We start from the raw sequence: 15,288 nt of genomic DNA, 5'->3' as shown, positions 1-15,288 counted from the left end.
GCTCGAGCATTTTTATTTAACGGCTTGCGCCGCATATTTAGAATTTTAAATTCTACATAAAATTTAAAACCGCAAGCCGCAAAGTGTTTCGGCACGACGGATATAAAATGGAGGCAAAATTTAAAATTTACCCGCTGCAAGCCGCGATCAGGATGCAGCGAGTAAATTTGGCAATTTCGGGTAAATTCACGAGCGAAAATAAATTTTACAAACTCCAGCGTAATTTTATAAAATCTCCCTAAAATCATACCCTGCGTTTTTTAGCGCCCAGGCGATGTCCTCTTGATGAGCCTTGCCTTTGGTCTCAAGCGTGATCGTAATCTGCGCGTCGCCGTACTCGATATTGGTCGAGAAGCGGTCGTAGTCGATCTTGACGATGTTTGCGTTGGCGCGGCGCAAAATTTCGGTAAGCCCGGTAAGCGCGCCCGGCTTATCGACGAGCGTGACATTGATCGTCATCTTGCGGTGCGATTTAATAAGACCCTTTTCGATGATGATGTTTAGCATCTGCACGTCGATGTTGCCGCCGCTTAGGATGATGCCGATCTTTGCGCCCGCGGGGAATGCAAATTTCGCGTTCATCAGCGCCGCTACGCCCGCCGCGCCCGCGCCCTCGACAATGATTTTTTGCTGCTCGAGCAGATAGAGTATCGCGCTTGCGATCTCCTCGTCATCGACCTGCACGAACTCATCGACGCACTCGATGATCGTAGAAAGCGTGATCTCGCTAGTATCCCGCACCGCGATGCCGTCGGCGATGGTGCGGACGGATTTGGAATTTAGCGGCTTTTTCGCGACGAAGCTATCGTGCATCGCGGGCGCGCCCTTGGCGGCTACGGCGATGATTTTGATATCCGGGTTGATCTGCTTGGCGCAGCTGCAAACCCCCGTCGCAAGCCCGCCGCCACCAACCGGAACGACGATGTATTCAAGATCTGCAACCTCTTCGATCATCTCAAGCGCGATCGTGCCTTGGCCCGCTTGGACGAACTCGTCGTTGAAGGGATGCACGAACGTCAGATTATGCTCTTTCGCATATTCCAGCGCAAACGCATACGCCTCGTCGAAATTATCGCCCTTTAGGATGATCTCTGCGCCCAGAGCCTTCGTGCCGCTTACCTTAAGTAACGGCGTGGCCTCAGGCATTACGATCACAGCATGCACGCCGAATTTTTGCGCGCTCATCGCTACGCCTTGTGCGTGATTGCCCGCGCTTGCGGCTATTACTCCATGTGCCCGCTCCTCATCCGTTAGGTGCGCAATTTTATTGTAAGCGCCGCGAATCTTATATGCGCCGGTGCGCTGCAAATTCTCGCTTTTGAGATACACTTCCGCGCCGTAAAGCTTGCTGAGCTTCGGCGCCAGAGCAAAGGGCGTTTTATAGACGAAATCGTTTATCGTGCGCTTTGCTTGGATGATTTTATTTAGATCAACCATCTATTTCCTTTCGTAATTTTAAATTTTGTTATTATACATATTTTAGGCGAAATTTTATCCCGCACGCAGCTTAAATCCGCGACTTCGGCTCTAGGCTCGCACTCTAGCTTCTGCGCCGCAACAGCACGCCGCATTCGATATGCGCCGTATGCGCGAACTGATCGAAGATCGCAAACCTACGCACCTCGTGCGTAGTGCAAAGCGAGCGTAAATTTTCAAAAAGCGTCTGCGGGTTACAGGAGATGTAGATCAAATTTTGAAAATTTTTTATGAAATCAATCACGCTAGGCTCCAGCCCCGCGCGCGGCGGATCGATCAAGACGTGCGAAAAATCGTAGCCGAAAATATCGATCCCCTTTAGCCGCTCAAACTCGCGCCTACGCGCAAACGCGCTCATCAGCTCATCCGCGCTAAGGCGAACGAATTGCGCGTTACAAACGCCGTTGAGCTCGCAGTTTATGCGCGCATTAGCAATCGAGCTTTTTGAAATTTCGCTCGCCAGCACGCGGTTAAATTTAGCCGCAAGCGGGATGGTAAAGTTGCCGTGCCCGCAGTACAGCTCCAGCAGATCGCGCGCGTCAGAGCTTTCTGGGCGCACGGCATATTTTTCGCAGCTCGAATCTTGCGGGGCGGACTGCTCGCAGCTCGAATTTTGCGCGACGGAATTTTCGCGGGCTGAATTTTGCACGCAATGCTTTTCGCAATCTAAATTTTGCGCGATCAAATTCTGTTCGATGAAATTTTGCGAGGCGGAATTTTGCGCATCCAAATCCTTACGAGCGAAATTATCATCCGCAGAGCTTTCGTCTGCGGACGCACGGTTAAATTTAATGTAATTTTCGCTGCTAAACTCCGCGCGAGCAGAATTTGCTTTAACGAAATTTCGGCAAGCGGCATCAAATTTGGCGGAATTTTCAGAAACGGAATTTCTATCCGTAGAATTCTGTGGCGCGGACTCCTCGCAGCCGTAATTTTGCGCAGCGGAATTCCGTGAGGCAAAATTTTTTTCAGTAAAATTCTTTGCGGCGAAATTCTGTGCGGCGCGTACTTCGCTCGTGCCGTCTTTGCCGAAGTCCACGCAGCTTCTCGCCCAGGCGATCATCTTTTCGTTCACGCCGCGGTTGGGCTGGATGAAGGCATTTTCGCCGAAGCGAAATTTATAAACTCGCCCGTCCACGCAAAGCTCGTCTGTGAGGCTTAGCTCGCCGCTTAACAGCTTCTGTCCGCGCGCGCGAGCCATAACCCCGATGCCAAGCTTGCCCGCCAGCTCGCAAATCGCCTCCTGTTCGCGCTTGCTCAGGCGCTTGTGATAAAGCAGCGTCGCCAAAATCCCGCTGGCGCACGAGATAAACTCGACGCCGAAGAGCCTTTCTTTTAAAGCTTCGCTCCGCCTAAACGCCTCTAGCAGCCGCGGCATTAAATTTGCGATAGGAAGCGCCACTTTAGGGCATTCGTTAATTAAAATTTTCTTACTGCGTGCGCCGCCCATCGTGTATGCAAGATCAGATGCGCTATGCCAAATATCGTGCCAGATGCCAAATTCCGCCCTGATGCGGTAATTTTGCGGCTGCGAGGCAAAAAACTCAAACTCGCCGTTAAAAAAATCTCTAAATTTATCGGCGATCAGACGCTTTTTATATAAAATTTGATCCTCATAGGGCTCACCGAGCGTACAGCTGCCGCAGCTACCGAAGCTTTCGCAATTCATACATCCACTCTTTTACCCACTACGCGCAATAAAAGAATGATAGCCGCGATACCCAAGATCAGGCAGGCCCACACGCTAAGTCCAAAGCCCGCAGGCAGGTAGCCGCAAACGATACTGATGCCGCAAACGACCAGCGCATAGGTCATCTGCGTGCTTACGTGCTCGATGTGATCGCAGCCTGCGCCCATCGAAGAGAGGATCGTCGTATCCGAAATCGGCGAGCAGTGATCGCCGAAGATCGCCCCCGTAAGCACCGCGCTTACATTTACGCACATGAAAACGTGAAATTCCTCGCCGCTAAGGCCATATTTTTGACCTACGGCGTGCGCTAACGGCACGGCCAGAGGGGTGACGATGCCCATAGTACCGAAGCTTGTGCCCGTTGAAAATGAGATAAACGAGCTAAGCACGAAGATCACGATCGCAAGAGCAAAGCGCGGCGTAGCGTCGCTTAGAAGCTCGACTAGGTAGCGCGAAGTGCCAAGCTCTTTGATAACAGAGCTTAGCGACCACGCAAAAAGCAGGATTATGACGGTATTTAGCATACTTTTCCAGCCGCCAACCCAGACCTCGATCGCCTCTTTGACGCCGTAAATTTTTTGCGCGATGCCCAAAACGACGGCGATGATCGAAGAAAAGAGCGCGGATTGAAACAGCACGACCGAGGCATCCGCCGCACTAAATGCGGTGCGGATCGAAGTAAAGCTAAGAGGAGCCGCCTTAACCGCCTCCAAAGCCTCGCCCTCCAGAGAGCTGTAGCCATTAAAATAAAACCCGATGACGGAAAGTACGATCATCGCTCCTAGCGGGATTATCGCGTTTAGCTTGCGAAGCGCGACGCCCTCTTTGGGTACAAAAATTTGATCCTCTAAATTTTTAATTTTAAAATCCGCAGCTCCGCTCTTTCCGCCGCGAGATGCGATCTCTGCGTGATACATCGAGCCAAACTCCCTACTCATTACGGCGGTAGCGACTACGAAAAAGATCATGAAAATATTATAAAATCTATACGGGATCGTCTCTACAAAGACGGTGAAGGCGTTTATGTTTTCTACGCCGATCTGCGAGTAGGCCTCTTTGATCGCCGAAATTTCAACTCCGACCCACGTAGAGATCACGGCGATGCCGGTGATCGGCGCGGCGGTCGCGTCGATGATGAAGGCGAATTTCGCGCGCGAAATTTTAAATTTATCCATCAGAGGCCGCATGATCGGACCCACGATCAGCGCGTTTGCGTAATCGTCGAAAAATATCACGATACCCATCAGCCAAGTATAAATTTGACCTAAAACGGGAGTGTCTGCGTGTTTGCTAAGCCAGAGCGCAAGCGCCTTCGTGCCGCCGCTTTTGGTCACCAAAGCGATGAGCCCGCCGATACACATGACCTGAAGCAAAATGCCCGCATTCCACGTATCCGCCATCGATTTTACTACGCGCGAACACAGGTTCGTAAAGGCAAAAAGCGCCGAAGCTGCGATATTTTGATCGACCATACCGATGAGAAAGGTCCCGCTTAGCACGCCCAAAAACAGCGACAAAATCACGTCCTTGGTGATAAAAGCAAGCACGATCGCCGCGACCGGCGGGATAAGCGTCAGCACGCCGTAAAGCTCGCTGTTTCGCACGGCGGGCTCCACGTCCGCAAGCGCCAGCGCGGGCAAAAAAATCGCCGTAAAGATAAGCAAATTTTTTAACATTTTAATCCTTGATGATTGATAAAATTTTAAAATTTAACCTCCGATAGGAGGTTAAATTTTAAAATTCTGCACGCATTGCAGCAATTATTCATAATTCGCGTGCTTTATTTTACGGCGATTATTGAGCGCCTTAATCGCACAGCAAGCTCTACAATTTTGCTGCGTTTACAATTTCTAGCACGCATTTTTAAGCAATTTATCGCGCAGAAAAATCTCTCCGGTGCAAAATACCGCGCGCGGCGTAATCAAAAAGCGTTTTATAAGTGCATTTAAATTCTACTTAACATAGCAAAAGCCCCAAATCAAGGTAAAATTCCGCAATGTTGCAGCACTTACTTTGTCGCAAGAGCGATAATTTTGCGCACAAAATTTGACGAAATCCCGCTCTTGATCGCAAACCAAAATCCCTCAGCAAAAATTTTATCGCGCATAAATGCACAAATCGCCATTTTTAAAGCTCGTCTGCACGTTTATAAAATTTCAGTGCATGCAACCTGCGCAAGCAAAGCGATAAAATTTTAAAGCGTTAAATTCTACCAACTCGCACTCGAAAAATCCGCTAAATTTATAGAATTTACAAAGCGGCAAAACTCTAAATTTAAAGCTCATAAAGCTTTTGCAAACCCAAAACGCTGCAAACTTAAAACGACGAAGCGGTAAACGACCCTTTAAATCAAGCCTGCTTGCTAATTCTCACGCTCAGGTGCATCTTGCGGATCGCTCGTAAAATCATCGCTTACTTGCGTAGGACTTAGTCCAAGCGAGCGCAAATAGCTCTGTGTAGCCGCTTCGCTGCCTGCAAGCGCGTAGTCTAGCGCATTTAGCCCTGCCTCATCGACTGCCTTTTCGTTTGCGCCCGATTTTACGAGCAATTCAACGATCTGCTTGGTACTTTTTTGCGCCGCAAACATCAGCAGTGTCTTGCCCGCGCCCGAACGCTCACAGCCGTCGCTACGCTCGCCTAACGATGCCAGGGCCTGAGCTTCAGCGCTGCCGATCTGGCGGACATTTACGCTAGCGTGCGAGTAGATTAGCAACTTTACGAGCTCATAATTTTTTGCGGCGGCGGCAAAAAATATCGGAGTTTGCCCAAGCGAGTTTTTATAGCCAACCAAGGCGCCTTTAGAGATCATAAATTTAGCGCTTTGAACGTTATTCATCGCATAAAATAGCGAGTTTTCCTCGCCAGCATTTATCTGCGCGCCCCGATCGATCAAAGCGCCGCTAAAGCGCTCGTCATATCCTAGCAAAAGCGCCAGATCCAGGGCATTATCAAGCTCGTAAATCGCAAAATCCTTGCTAAAAAGTAGCGTACGAAACTCATCTGCGCCTACTCCGCCTTTTAGCGCCAGCTCAAGCTCACCGTAATCTCCCGCCTTGCGATCCTTTGCGGCGTATGCGATAAATTCCGCTATCACGGCGCTTGCCAGCTCATCGGCGTCGTTTTTGTTAAATTTAGCAGCGAAATAATCTCTTAGCGACTCCCTGGCTGTCGGGACCTCGCCCATAAAATTGCCATAAGCGATGAAATTTCCGATCTTGCGCTCGGAGTAAAATTCTAAGGCTTCAAGCGATTTTTCGCTAATTTGCGCATAGTTTTTCTCTTTAGCATAGCTCAAAAAGCCCTCGCCATCCATCCCCGCAAATGCCAAGGTTCGCTCAAGCCTTTTTTCGTTCAGCAAGGCTTCATTACCGACGCAATCGATATTTTCGTCCCTGATCTCAGAAGCCGCGCTTTTTAAATTTTGCAAAAATTCCGCGCCAGCTAGCGAGCCTTTACAGCCAAAATCGCTTTGCAGCAGCTCTTCGTCCGCAGGCTCTTTGCTAAAAAAGCTGCGCGGATCGCTTAGCATCTGCTCGCAAGAAGCGCCAAAAAGCGTGCCGCAAAAAACAAACGAACCCATTAGAATTTTTCGCATCGCTACCTCGAATTGCATTTGAAGCGTTATTTTACCTTTAAATTTATTTATTAAAACTTAGTGCTGGCGGTGAAATTCTGCGGAATTCCTTTTAGCCTTATAAAATTTTGTGGAATTTTTAAAATTTTACGGCGCAGCGGCGAGCGGCGTTAAACGACGGCTAGTTAGCGGCGTAGAGACGGGCGGCGTGATACAACGGCACGGCGGACCGGCGACGTTAAAATTTTAAAATTTACGCGCGGGCTAGCGGTGAGATAAAATTTTGCAAGCAGCGCTAATCCCGCGGAATTCCGCGCGCGATTAGCCGCGGGATAAAATTTTACGCGCTCTGCGCGGAGTAGAATTAAAATTTCGCCGCGCAACATTCCGCGGCTAGCGCAAAATCCGCCGCGTTAAAATTTAGCGAATTTCAATCTGATGGAGTTTAGCACGACCGTTACGGAGCTAAAGCACATCGCGGCAGCGCCGTACATCGGCTTTAGAAGCACGCCGAGCGCTGGATATAGCGCGCCTGCTGCGATCGGGATACATACGGCGTTGTAAAACAGCGCCCAGAAGAGGTTTTGTTTGATCGTCCGCATGGCGGCACCGCCTAGGCGGAATAGATACAGCACGCTTTCAAGGTCGTTTTTTATAAAGATCACGTCGCCCGCGCCCTTGGCTACGTCGCTGCCGCCGTTCATCGCGATGCCGATACTAGCGGCTTTTAAGCTCGGCGCGTCATTGACGCCGTCACCCACGAAAAGCACCCGCTTGCCTTCGTCCGTCAGGGATTTGATGAACTCATATTTGCCGCTTGGAAGCACTCCGCTTCTTACCTCGTCGATGCCGAGGTTGCGAGCGACGAAATTTGCCGTTTTGGCGTTATCGCCCGTTAGCATGACGGTTTTTACGCCTCTTTTTTGCAGCGTCTGCACGACGCCGCGCGCTTCGGCTCTGATCTCGTCGCTAAATGCGATGAAGCCCGCGTATGAGCCGCCTATCGCACAGTAAACGACGCCGAAGCCCTTGTCTAAAAGCTCCTCCGCTTCTACTTCGACGCCCGCATCCACGCCGCGCTCGCGCAGAAAGCCCGCGCTGCCGCAAAGAATTTCGCCGGTGGGATTTTTAGCGACAATCCCCTTGCCCGCGATGCTTTCGAACTCGCCGTTAAATTTAGAAATTTCGCCGAATTTCAGCTCGGCAAATTTTACGATCGCCTTTGAGATCGGATGCTCGCTAAGCTTTTGCGCGCTTGCTAGAGCATAGAGATCCTGAGCGCTCAGATCGCTGAAGCTTACAGAAATTTCGCCCTTGCTAAGCGTGCCTGTTTTATCAAAAACCGCGACGTCGGCGCCTTTTAAAATTTCTAAAATTTCGGGATTTTTGATTAAAATTCCAGCCTTTGCGGCGTTTGAGATCGCGCAAACGATCGCAATCGGCGTCGCAAGACCTAGCGCGCACGGGCAGGAGATGATAAGCACGCAGATAGCGGCGGATGCGGCGTATGAGAGTCGCCCGTCAAGCGCCATCCACGCTATAAAGCTGACAAGCGCGATCAAAATCACCGCGGGCACGAAGATATTTGAAATTTTATCCGCAAAGCGCGCGATCGGCATCTTTTTGTTGCCTGCCTCGTTTAGCAGATTTTTAATCTCGGCAAGCAGCGTCTGATGCGAAAATTTCGTCACCTTCACGTAGATAACGCCGTCCGTGCTGACGCAGCCCGCATTTACCTCATCGCCTACGCCTTTATAAACCGCCAAGCTCTCGCCGCTGATGAGCGAAGCGTCGATCTGCGCGCCGCCTTCTACGATAAGCCCGTCGCAAGGGATGCGCGAGCCGTTTTTTACGAGCACCTTATCGCCCGGCTTTAGCGCTTCTGCGCGCACTTCAGCTATCGTGCCGTCGTCCTTGATCAAAAGCGCGGTTTTAGGGCTTAGATCGATTAGTCCCTTGATGTAGTCGTTCGCCTTCATCTTGCTGCGCTCTTCTAGGTATTTGCCGAGCGAGATAAAGGCGATTATCATCGAGGCGGACGAGAAATAAAGATTGGTAAATTCGTTCTGCGCGCCGTGCGTATAGACCCACGCCGCGGCCGTTAGCGAATAGGCAAACGCAAAAAAGCTTCCCATCGCCACGAGCACGTTCATATCGAAGCTTCTGTTTTTCAGAGAGCCGTAAGCGTGATAAAAGAAGTTCTTGCCGCAGTAAAATAGGCTCACGCACGCCATCGCCGCGCAAAGTAGCGCCTTTGGAACGAAGCCTAAAAAACTGCTCATCTCCACCGCCATTACCGCCGCGGCTAAAACGAGAGCGAGAATAAGTCTAAATAGCGCCGCTTTGAGGTTGCGCCGCTTTTTGCGCTCCAAATCCTCGTAATCGACGGCGATGTCGTAGCCCAGCTTTTTGATCTTGGCTTTTAGCGTCTCCTCAAGCGCCGGATCAGCAAGTACGAACTCGCCGCTGCCGTTTGCGAAATTTACGTGCGCGTCCTGCACCCCCTCGATCTTTCGACTTACCCGCTCGATCGCATTGGAGCAGTTTACGCAGCTCATCCCGACGATATTTAGAGTGATTTTACTTGACATTGCGTTAGTTTTTAGGCTAGCTTTTCTGCGACGCTAAAGCCCAAATCGTCCATCTCCTCTTTAAATTTAGCCTCGTCGCGCGGATCTAAGCTTAAACTCACCACTCCGCTTGCCACGTCCACCTCGATCTCGCCGAAATCGTCCTTAAGCGCGTTTTTGATCGTCCTCGCGCAATTTTCGCAGTGGATATTTTGCGCCTTAAATTTTACGCTTTGTTTCAAAGCCATGAGTCTCTCCTTCGGATTAAAATTTCAAAACTTATACTACTTTTTAATAAATTTTATTTCAACGCCCGCTCCTGAAATTTAAGGGTTTTTCGTTATAATCACCCGTTTTAAATTTAAGTTTTAAGGAATTTTATGGGACGAGCTTTTGAATACAGACGCGCTTCAAAAGAAGCTAGATGGGGGAAGATGAGCAAACTTTTCCCAAAACTGGGCAAGGCCATAACGATGGCTGCGAAAGAGGGCGGCGAAGATCCGCTGATGAACTCCAAACTGCGCGCCGCGATCGCCACGGCAAAGGCGCAAAATATGCCCAAAGACAACATCGACGCGGCTATCAAGCGCGCTAGCGGCAAGGATAGCGCCGATATCAAAACGATCTTTTACGACGGCAAGGCGCCCCACGGCGCACTTCTCATAATCGAATGCGCCACCGACAACCCGACCCGCACCGTCGCGAACGTAAAGTCGATTTTAAACAAAGCCAAGGGCGAGTTTTTGCCGAGCGGCAGTTTGAAATTTATGTTTTCGCACAAGGCCGTTTTTGAGACCAAGCTGCCGAACCGCGACACCGAGGAGCTTGAGCTTGAGCTCATCGACTTCGGTCTTAGCGAGCTTGAGATCAATGAGTTTGAAAACGATAAGGGCGAACTCGAAAAGACGCTACTAATCTACGGCGAATACGAAAGCTTCGGCACTCTAAACGAAGGTATCGAAAAGATAGGGCTTGAGATCATCAGCGCAAGCTTAAAATTCGTCGCTAATGAAAAGCACGAATTTAGCGAGGAGCAGCTCGGCGACATCGATGCACTGCTAGAGCGGCTGGAGGATGACGACGACGTGCAGGCAGTTTACACCAACATCGCATAGGAGAAAAAAATGGAAAGCTTAAAAATTTACGACATCGACACAGCGGCTTTAGCGCGCGATAAATACGCAGTTATCAAAACCGAAAAGGGCGATATGAAGCTGGAGCTTTTCGGTGGCGAAGCCCCGCAGGCGGTTACGAATTTCGCTAGCCTTGCTCGCAGCGGGTTTTACAAGGGGCTAAATTTTCACCGCGTGATCCCAAATTTCGTGATCCAAGGCGGCTGCCCGCGCGGCACCGGCACGGGAGGTCCCGGCTGGCGTATAAAGTGCGAATGCGACCGCCAAAAGCACAAGCACGTGCGCGGCGCGCTATCGATGGCGCACGCGGGGCGCGATACGGGCGGGAGTCAGTTTTTCGTCTGCCACAGCGCGCAGCCGCACCTAGACGGCGTGCACACGGTGTTCGGACAAATCGTGGATCAGCCTAGCCTGGCGGTTTTGGACGCGATCAGACAGGGCGATAAGATCATCGACGTCGAGATTAAAGAGAGCCTGCAATCGTGATTAAATTTAAACCGCGGGGCGCTAGACCGTGATAAAGATCGGCACGGACATAACCGCGGTGCGCAGGATCGCGGCGCTGCGCACAAAATACGGCGCGAAATTTCTAAAGCGCATTTTGAAAAAATCCGAACACTCCTCCGCGCTGCGTGACGAAAGTATCGCGGGCATCTATGCCGCCAAAGAGGCGCTTAGCAAGGCGCTAGGCACCGGCATCGGCGCGGAATTCGGCTTTAAAGACGCTAAAATTTACAAAGACGCCCTGGGCGCGCCGCATTTAAAAATCCGTAAAAAAATCCGTAAAAAATTTCACATCAAATCCGCAAGCCTTAGCATCACGCACGACGCAAACGTCGCAATCGCCGTAGTCGCACTAAAACTTAATAAGCCGCGTTCAAAGTAACGAAGCGAAGCGGCGCGACAGCAAGAACTCCGCGTAAATTCTGCATAAATTTTGCACGACGAAATTTATGAGGTTAGGCGCAGGTTTTGTAGAGTAGTATTTCGCGGCGCAGTACACGATGCGGCAGCAAACTTTGCCTTCTAAATTTTATATTTGCCGACTTAAAATTCTACATTCATGGATGAAATTTTAGAGCACAAATTTACCGCAACGAAATTTTGAAATTTCACCGTGCCGCAGAATTTTGCTTTAAATTTAAGGCACGGAATTTTATAACAGCGCCTCGGTGCAACTCAAAATGTAAAATTCGATCCGAAATTTAGCAACAGAAGTATAGACTTTCTATTAAAATTTCACGGCGAAATCGTGCTCTGAAATTTTAAACGGATGCAAAGTCTGTTCCGCCTAATCTATCGCATCATCAGGGATTAAACGAAAGTTTGTGAACGACGAAATGCGCGCTGCGACGGCGTGCGTTCGTCGTGCCCATCTCAAGCAAGAGCTTTTGCGCCGTATTTATGCCGAATACCGCAGATAGCGCAGCATTTTCTACCGCCATGTGCGAAAAACGGAGGTGAGCCCGTGTCGCTGCATTTACCGCTCGGTCTGGCACTAGCTTGAACAACACACAGATAGGCGGCATGCACAGCAGCGAGCGATCAAAATTTACACGGCGAAATTTAAAGATAAAATTCCGCGAGCTGCAAATTTAGCGCTAAATTTTTAAAATTTCACGGCGGCGCAAATTTTAAAATTCCATGCAGGGCGTATTAAATTTTAAGCCGCAAGTCTGCAAGGATAAATTTAGCCGCCAAGAAGTTTACAAGCCTCTGCAAAAAGAAATTTTATCGCAGCGCGACGCCACAAAATTTTCAATTACTCGTATTTTGGCGGCGGGCTTACGCAGCTTACGTTTTCGCGCGAGGTATAAATTTTAATTGTATATATTTCAACCGCTGCGAGACTGCGCCCAAAGCCGCCCCGTATTCCAAGCCGCGTAAATTTAAATCGCTCGTGCCAAGATATGATTAAATTTAAAGCGCAAAAAAATGCAACATAGTGCTAGCTTACGTCAAAACGCCTAAAACTGCACTTAAATTCTAAGCCGCGACCAAATTTTAGCGCGATAAAGACGGGCTACTCCGCCTTTTTTAGATTATCGGCGAGCAAAAACGCAAGCTCTAGCGCCTGATCTGCGTTTAGGCGCGGATCGCACTGCGTTTCGTAGCGCTGTTTTAGCGTCTCTTGCGTCACGTTAAACGAGCCGCCCGTACACTCGGTGACGTTTTGACCGGTCATCTCAAGGTGGATGCCGCCCGCGTGCGTGCCCTCCGCAGCGTGGATCTCGAAAAAGCTCTGAACCTCGCTTAAAATTTTAGAAAACTCGCGCGTTTTGTAGCCGTTTGCGGTCTTGACGGTGTTGCCGTGCATCGGATCGATGCTGTACAGAATCGCCCTGCCCTCGCGCTTTAGCTCGCGTAAAATTTGCGGCAGCCGCGCGCCGATCTTATCCGCGCCCATGCGGATGATGACGTTTAGCCTGCCTGCTTCGTTTTGCGGATTGAGCCTGTCGCAAAGGCGCAAAATTTCATCCGCGGTGCCGCTCGGGCCGATCTTGACACCGAGAGGGTTTTTGATACCGCTTAAAAAATGCACGTGCGCATCGTCCGCGCCGCGCGTGCGCTCGCCGATCCAAAGCATGTGCGCCGAGCAGTCGTACCAATCGCCGCTGGTGCTGTCAATGCGCGTCAGACACTCCTCATAGTGCAGCAGCAGCGCCTCGTGCGAGGTGTAAAGCACCGTCTCGGCAAGGCTCGGAGAGTTAGCGGCGCTCAGTCCGCACGCCTCCATAAATTTAAGCGTGCGCGAAATTTCATCGCTCAGCTCGTTAAATTTAGCCTCCAGCTCGCCCTTTTTCAAAAAGCCCAAATTCCACTTATGCACCTCGTGCAGGTTCGCAAGACCGCCGCGAGAAAAGGCGCGCAGCAAATTCAGCGTCGAAGCGCTTTGATGATATGCCTCGATCATACGAGCGGGATCTGGCTTGCGCGCCGCTTCGTTAAACTCAAAGCCGTTGATTATGTCGCCGCGGTAGCTAGGCAGGCTCACGCCGCCCGCCTCCTCGAAGTCGCTGCTGCGCGGCTTTGCAAACTGCCCTGCGATACGGCCCACCTTAACGACGGGACAGCCCGCCGCGAAGGTAAGAATGATCGCCATCTGAAGCATTACCTTAAACATATCGCGGATATTATTCGCGCTAAAATCATTAAAGCTCTCAGCGCAATCGCCGCCTTGAAGCAAAAACGACTTGCCCTCGCTAGCGCGCGCAAGCTCGGCCTTTAGGTTGCGAACTTCGCCCGCAAAAATTAACGGCGGCAGCTTGTAAAGTCGATCTTTAGCGGCCTGCACCGCACTTTCATCCTGATAAATCGGCTGCTGTAAAATTTTATAATCTTTCCACGATGTCCTACTCCAGCTCATAGCCCCTCCTTAAATTTCGTAAATCTCGCGATTATACCCAAATAAGCTTTTATTAACCCAAAAAATCTTAAAATAGCGCCTTTAGGCAATTTGGAAGGAATTTTATGGAAGAAAACCGCGCTAAAGGACTAATGCTTGCATTTGCGACCTTTTTTATGTGGGGCGTTTTCCCGATATTTTTTAAGCTCATAAAGGACGTGGACGCGGTGCAAATTTTAGCGCATCGCGTCGTTTGGTCCTTCCTGCTGCTGCTCGTTTTTCTCTGCTTTACGCACCGCTTAAAAAACGTCGCGCGGCTTCTTGGCACCCCTAGAATCGCCCTTACGCTGCTTTGTACGGGACTACTTATCAGCACGAACTGGGGCATTTATATCTACGCGGTAAATTCCGATCAAATTTTAGCCACCAGCCTCGGATATTTTATAAATCCGCTATTTTCGGTGCTTTTGGGCGCTTTGTTTCTGCGCGAGCGGCTAAGCGCGGCGGCGAAATTTTCCCTGCTGCTAGCCTTTGCGGCGATCGGCGTGCAAATTTACGCGCTAGGCAGGCTTCCTATAATCTCGCTCGTGCTGCCGCTTAGCTTTGCATTTTACGGCCTCATACGCAAAAAAGTAAAAGTGCCTAGCTTCGAGGGGCTGTTTTGCGAGACGGCGCTGATGCTGCTGCCCGCGCTTGCATTTCTGATCTACTGCGCGCTGAAAGGAAGCGGCGCCTTCGGCTTTAGCACAAGCGGCGCGCTACTGTTTGCAAGCGGACTGATTACGATTTTGCCGCTGCTTACCTTCGCCGTAAGCACGCAGTATCTGCCGCTATCTACGATCGGCTTTATGCAGTACATCAGCCCTAGCATGAGTATGCTGATCGCGGTGTTTATTTACGGCGAGGAGCTTGAGACTTATAAAATTTTGAGCTTTTCGCTAATTTGGTTCGGGCTCGCGGTCGTGGGCCTAGATGGCTTAAGGAAAAAAAATGGCTAATTTCGCTTTGATGTTCGCAGTTGCCCTTGCAGTGGGCGCGCTCGTGTATTTTCAGGTCCAAAAGGCTTCCGCGCGCGCAGACGCCGCAGACCCCGAGCTTAGCTCGCAAAGGTATATGAAATTTTGCGATATTTTAGAGGGCAAACTGCGAGCTCTAAAGCGGCTAGAGCTGCGCGATGAAGGGGCTCGTGAGAGTTATCTAGACGAGCTTGAGGCTCTTAGCAAGGAGTTAGTCTATATCAAAACGATGCATCAAAGCAACCTAAACCCCGCCGTGTGGGAGGGCAAGCTATTTGAGTTTCTAAATAAAACGGACGCTCTGATCGAAAAATACGCCGCGGACGCAGAGCGCTCGCTACAAGACTGGCGCAAGCAGCTGGAGATGGAATTTAAGAATTTGTAGCGCGAAATTTTAAGCGGCAAAATTTCGCGGGTCCATATCAGGCGAGTTTTGGCGCCTAAATTTATATGATTTAATGCGCTGCAACTCTCGGAATTTTT

Annotated in this window: 12 protein-coding genes and 1 pseudogene; 5 read left to right on the top strand and 8 right to left on the bottom strand. The window is 50.2% G+C overall.

What is annotated here, in order from left to right; translation table 11 throughout:
* Positions 1-225 precede the first annotated feature (225 nt).
* The 7 genes and pseudogenes from ilvA to QZ176_RS06140 all read right to left on the bottom strand — a co-directional run bounded on the left by ilvA (position 226) and on the right by QZ176_RS06140 (position 9,558).
* Positions 226-1,437, bottom strand: coding sequence for a threonine ammonia-lyase (gene ilvA / locus QZ176_RS06170; RefSeq protein WP_005872070.1), 1,212 nt, complete (start codon positions 1,435-1,437; stop codon positions 226-228).
* A 103-nt stretch (positions 1,438-1,540) separates the two neighbouring features.
* On the bottom strand, positions 1,541-2,677 hold the full coding sequence (locus QZ176_RS06165; RefSeq protein WP_365951637.1) for a hypothetical protein: 1,137 nt from the start codon (positions 2,675-2,677) through the stop codon (positions 1,541-1,543).
* Positions 2,663-3,145, bottom strand: a pseudogene (locus QZ176_RS06160) (tRNA (uridine(54)-C5)-methyltransferase TrmA); the annotation flags it as partial. The gene QZ176_RS06165 and the pseudogene QZ176_RS06160, both read right to left, overlap by 15 nt.
* A complete protein-coding gene (locus tag QZ176_RS06155) occupies positions 3,142-4,842 on the bottom strand; it encodes a Na+/H+ antiporter NhaC family protein (RefSeq protein WP_295152014.1) in 1,701 nt (566 codons plus the stop codon). The pseudogene QZ176_RS06160 and the gene QZ176_RS06155, both read right to left, overlap by 4 nt.
* A gap of 686 nt (positions 4,843-5,528) precedes the next feature.
* Positions 5,529-6,779 carry an ankyrin repeat domain-containing protein gene (locus QZ176_RS06150; protein ID WP_295152012.1) on the bottom strand — a complete coding sequence of 417 codons (1,251 nt, stop codon included), beginning with the start codon at positions 6,777-6,779 and terminating at the stop codon, positions 5,529-5,531.
* Between the two features lie 374 nt (positions 6,780-7,153).
* On the bottom strand, positions 7,154-9,331 hold the full coding sequence (locus tag QZ176_RS06145; RefSeq protein ID WP_295152010.1) for a cation-translocating P-type ATPase: 2,178 nt from the start codon (positions 9,329-9,331) through the stop codon (positions 7,154-7,156).
* 11 nt (positions 9,332-9,342) lie between these two features.
* Positions 9,343-9,558, bottom strand: coding sequence for a heavy-metal-associated domain-containing protein (locus QZ176_RS06140; RefSeq protein ID WP_040304091.1), 216 nt, complete (start codon positions 9,556-9,558; stop codon positions 9,343-9,345).
* Positions 9,559-9,690: 132 nt separating this feature from the next.
* Here QZ176_RS06140 and QZ176_RS06135 point away from each other — a divergent pair, with 132 nt between their 5' ends.
* Genes QZ176_RS06135 through acpS form a run of 3 tightly spaced genes read left to right on the top strand, consistent with a single transcriptional unit; the run spans position 9,691 to position 11,329 of the window.
* On the top strand, positions 9,691-10,425 hold the full coding sequence (locus QZ176_RS06135) for a YebC/PmpR family DNA-binding transcriptional regulator (protein ID WP_295152008.1): 735 nt from the start codon (positions 9,691-9,693) through the stop codon (positions 10,423-10,425).
* 9 nt (positions 10,426-10,434) lie between these two features.
* Entirely contained in the window at positions 10,435-10,929 is a 495-nt protein-coding gene (locus tag QZ176_RS06130) for a peptidylprolyl isomerase (RefSeq protein WP_295152006.1), read from the top strand.
* A gap of 28 nt (positions 10,930-10,957) precedes the next feature.
* Complete coding sequence (gene acpS, locus QZ176_RS06125; protein ID WP_295152004.1) at positions 10,958-11,329, top strand: holo-ACP synthase; 372 nt, start codon at positions 10,958-10,960, stop codon at positions 11,327-11,329.
* Positions 11,330-12,466: 1,137 nt separating this feature from the next.
* On the opposite strand, the gene QZ176_RS06120 is transcribed toward acpS, so the two are convergent.
* Entirely contained in the window at positions 12,467-13,810 is a 1,344-nt protein-coding gene (locus QZ176_RS06120; protein WP_295152002.1) for a class II 3-deoxy-7-phosphoheptulonate synthase, read from the bottom strand.
* Positions 13,811-13,914: 104 nt separating this feature from the next.
* Between QZ176_RS06120 and rarD the strand changes: the two genes are divergently transcribed.
* The gene (gene rarD / locus QZ176_RS06115) at positions 13,915-14,787 is read left to right on the top strand and encodes an EamA family transporter RarD (RefSeq protein ID WP_295152000.1); all 873 of its coding nucleotides are present in this window, start codon (positions 13,915-13,917) and stop codon (positions 14,785-14,787) included.
* The gene (locus tag QZ176_RS06110) at positions 14,780-15,190 is read left to right on the top strand and encodes a hypothetical protein (protein ID WP_295151998.1); all 411 of its coding nucleotides are present in this window, start codon (positions 14,780-14,782) and stop codon (positions 15,188-15,190) included. Before rarD ends, QZ176_RS06110 begins: the two co-directional genes overlap by 8 nt.
* The last annotated feature ends 98 nt before the right edge of the window (positions 15,191-15,288 follow it).

Origin of the sequence: uncultured Campylobacter sp. (assembly GCF_905373215.1) — a bacterium.
Taxonomy (GTDB): Bacteria; Campylobacterota; Campylobacteria; order Campylobacterales; family Campylobacteraceae; genus Campylobacter_B.
The sequence above is the reverse complement of the archived record's forward strand: the minus strand, read 5'-3'. Positions and strand labels throughout refer to the sequence as shown.

What these genes read in the sequence shown, in the direction of transcription:
- QZ176_RS06120 (WP_295152002.1), bottom strand. Translation starts at nt 13,810, where the DNA reads ATGAGCTGGAGTAGGACATCGTGGAAAGATTATAAAATTTTACAGCAG.
- QZ176_RS06145 (WP_295152010.1), bottom strand. Translation starts at nt 9,331, where the DNA reads ATGTCAAGTAAAATCACTCTAAATATCGTCGGGATGAGCTGCGTAAAC.
- QZ176_RS06155 (WP_295152014.1), bottom strand. Translation starts at nt 4,842, where the DNA reads ATGTTAAAAAATTTGCTTATCTTTACGGCGATTTTTTTGCCCGCGCTG.
- QZ176_RS06150 (WP_295152012.1), bottom strand. Translation starts at nt 6,779, where the DNA reads ATGCAATTCGAGGTAGCGATGCGAAAAATTCTAATGGGTTCGTTTGTT.
- QZ176_RS06110 (WP_295151998.1), top strand. Translation starts at nt 14,780, where the DNA reads ATGGCTAATTTCGCTTTGATGTTCGCAGTTGCCCTTGCAGTGGGCGCG.
- ilvA (WP_005872070.1), bottom strand. Translation starts at nt 1,437, where the DNA reads ATGGTTGATCTAAATAAAATCATCCAAGCAAAGCGCACGATAAACGAT.
- QZ176_RS06140 (WP_040304091.1), bottom strand. Translation starts at nt 9,558, where the DNA reads ATGGCTTTGAAACAAAGCGTAAAATTTAAGGCGCAAAATATCCACTGC.
- QZ176_RS06130 (WP_295152006.1), top strand. Translation starts at nt 10,435, where the DNA reads ATGGAAAGCTTAAAAATTTACGACATCGACACAGCGGCTTTAGCGCGC.
- rarD (WP_295152000.1), top strand. Translation starts at nt 13,915, where the DNA reads ATGGAAGAAAACCGCGCTAAAGGACTAATGCTTGCATTTGCGACCTTT.
- QZ176_RS06165 (WP_365951637.1), bottom strand. Translation starts at nt 2,677, where the DNA reads ATGGCTCGCGCGCGCGGACAGAAGCTGTTAAGCGGCGAGCTAAGCCTC.
- QZ176_RS06135 (WP_295152008.1), top strand. Translation starts at nt 9,691, where the DNA reads ATGGGACGAGCTTTTGAATACAGACGCGCTTCAAAAGAAGCTAGATGG.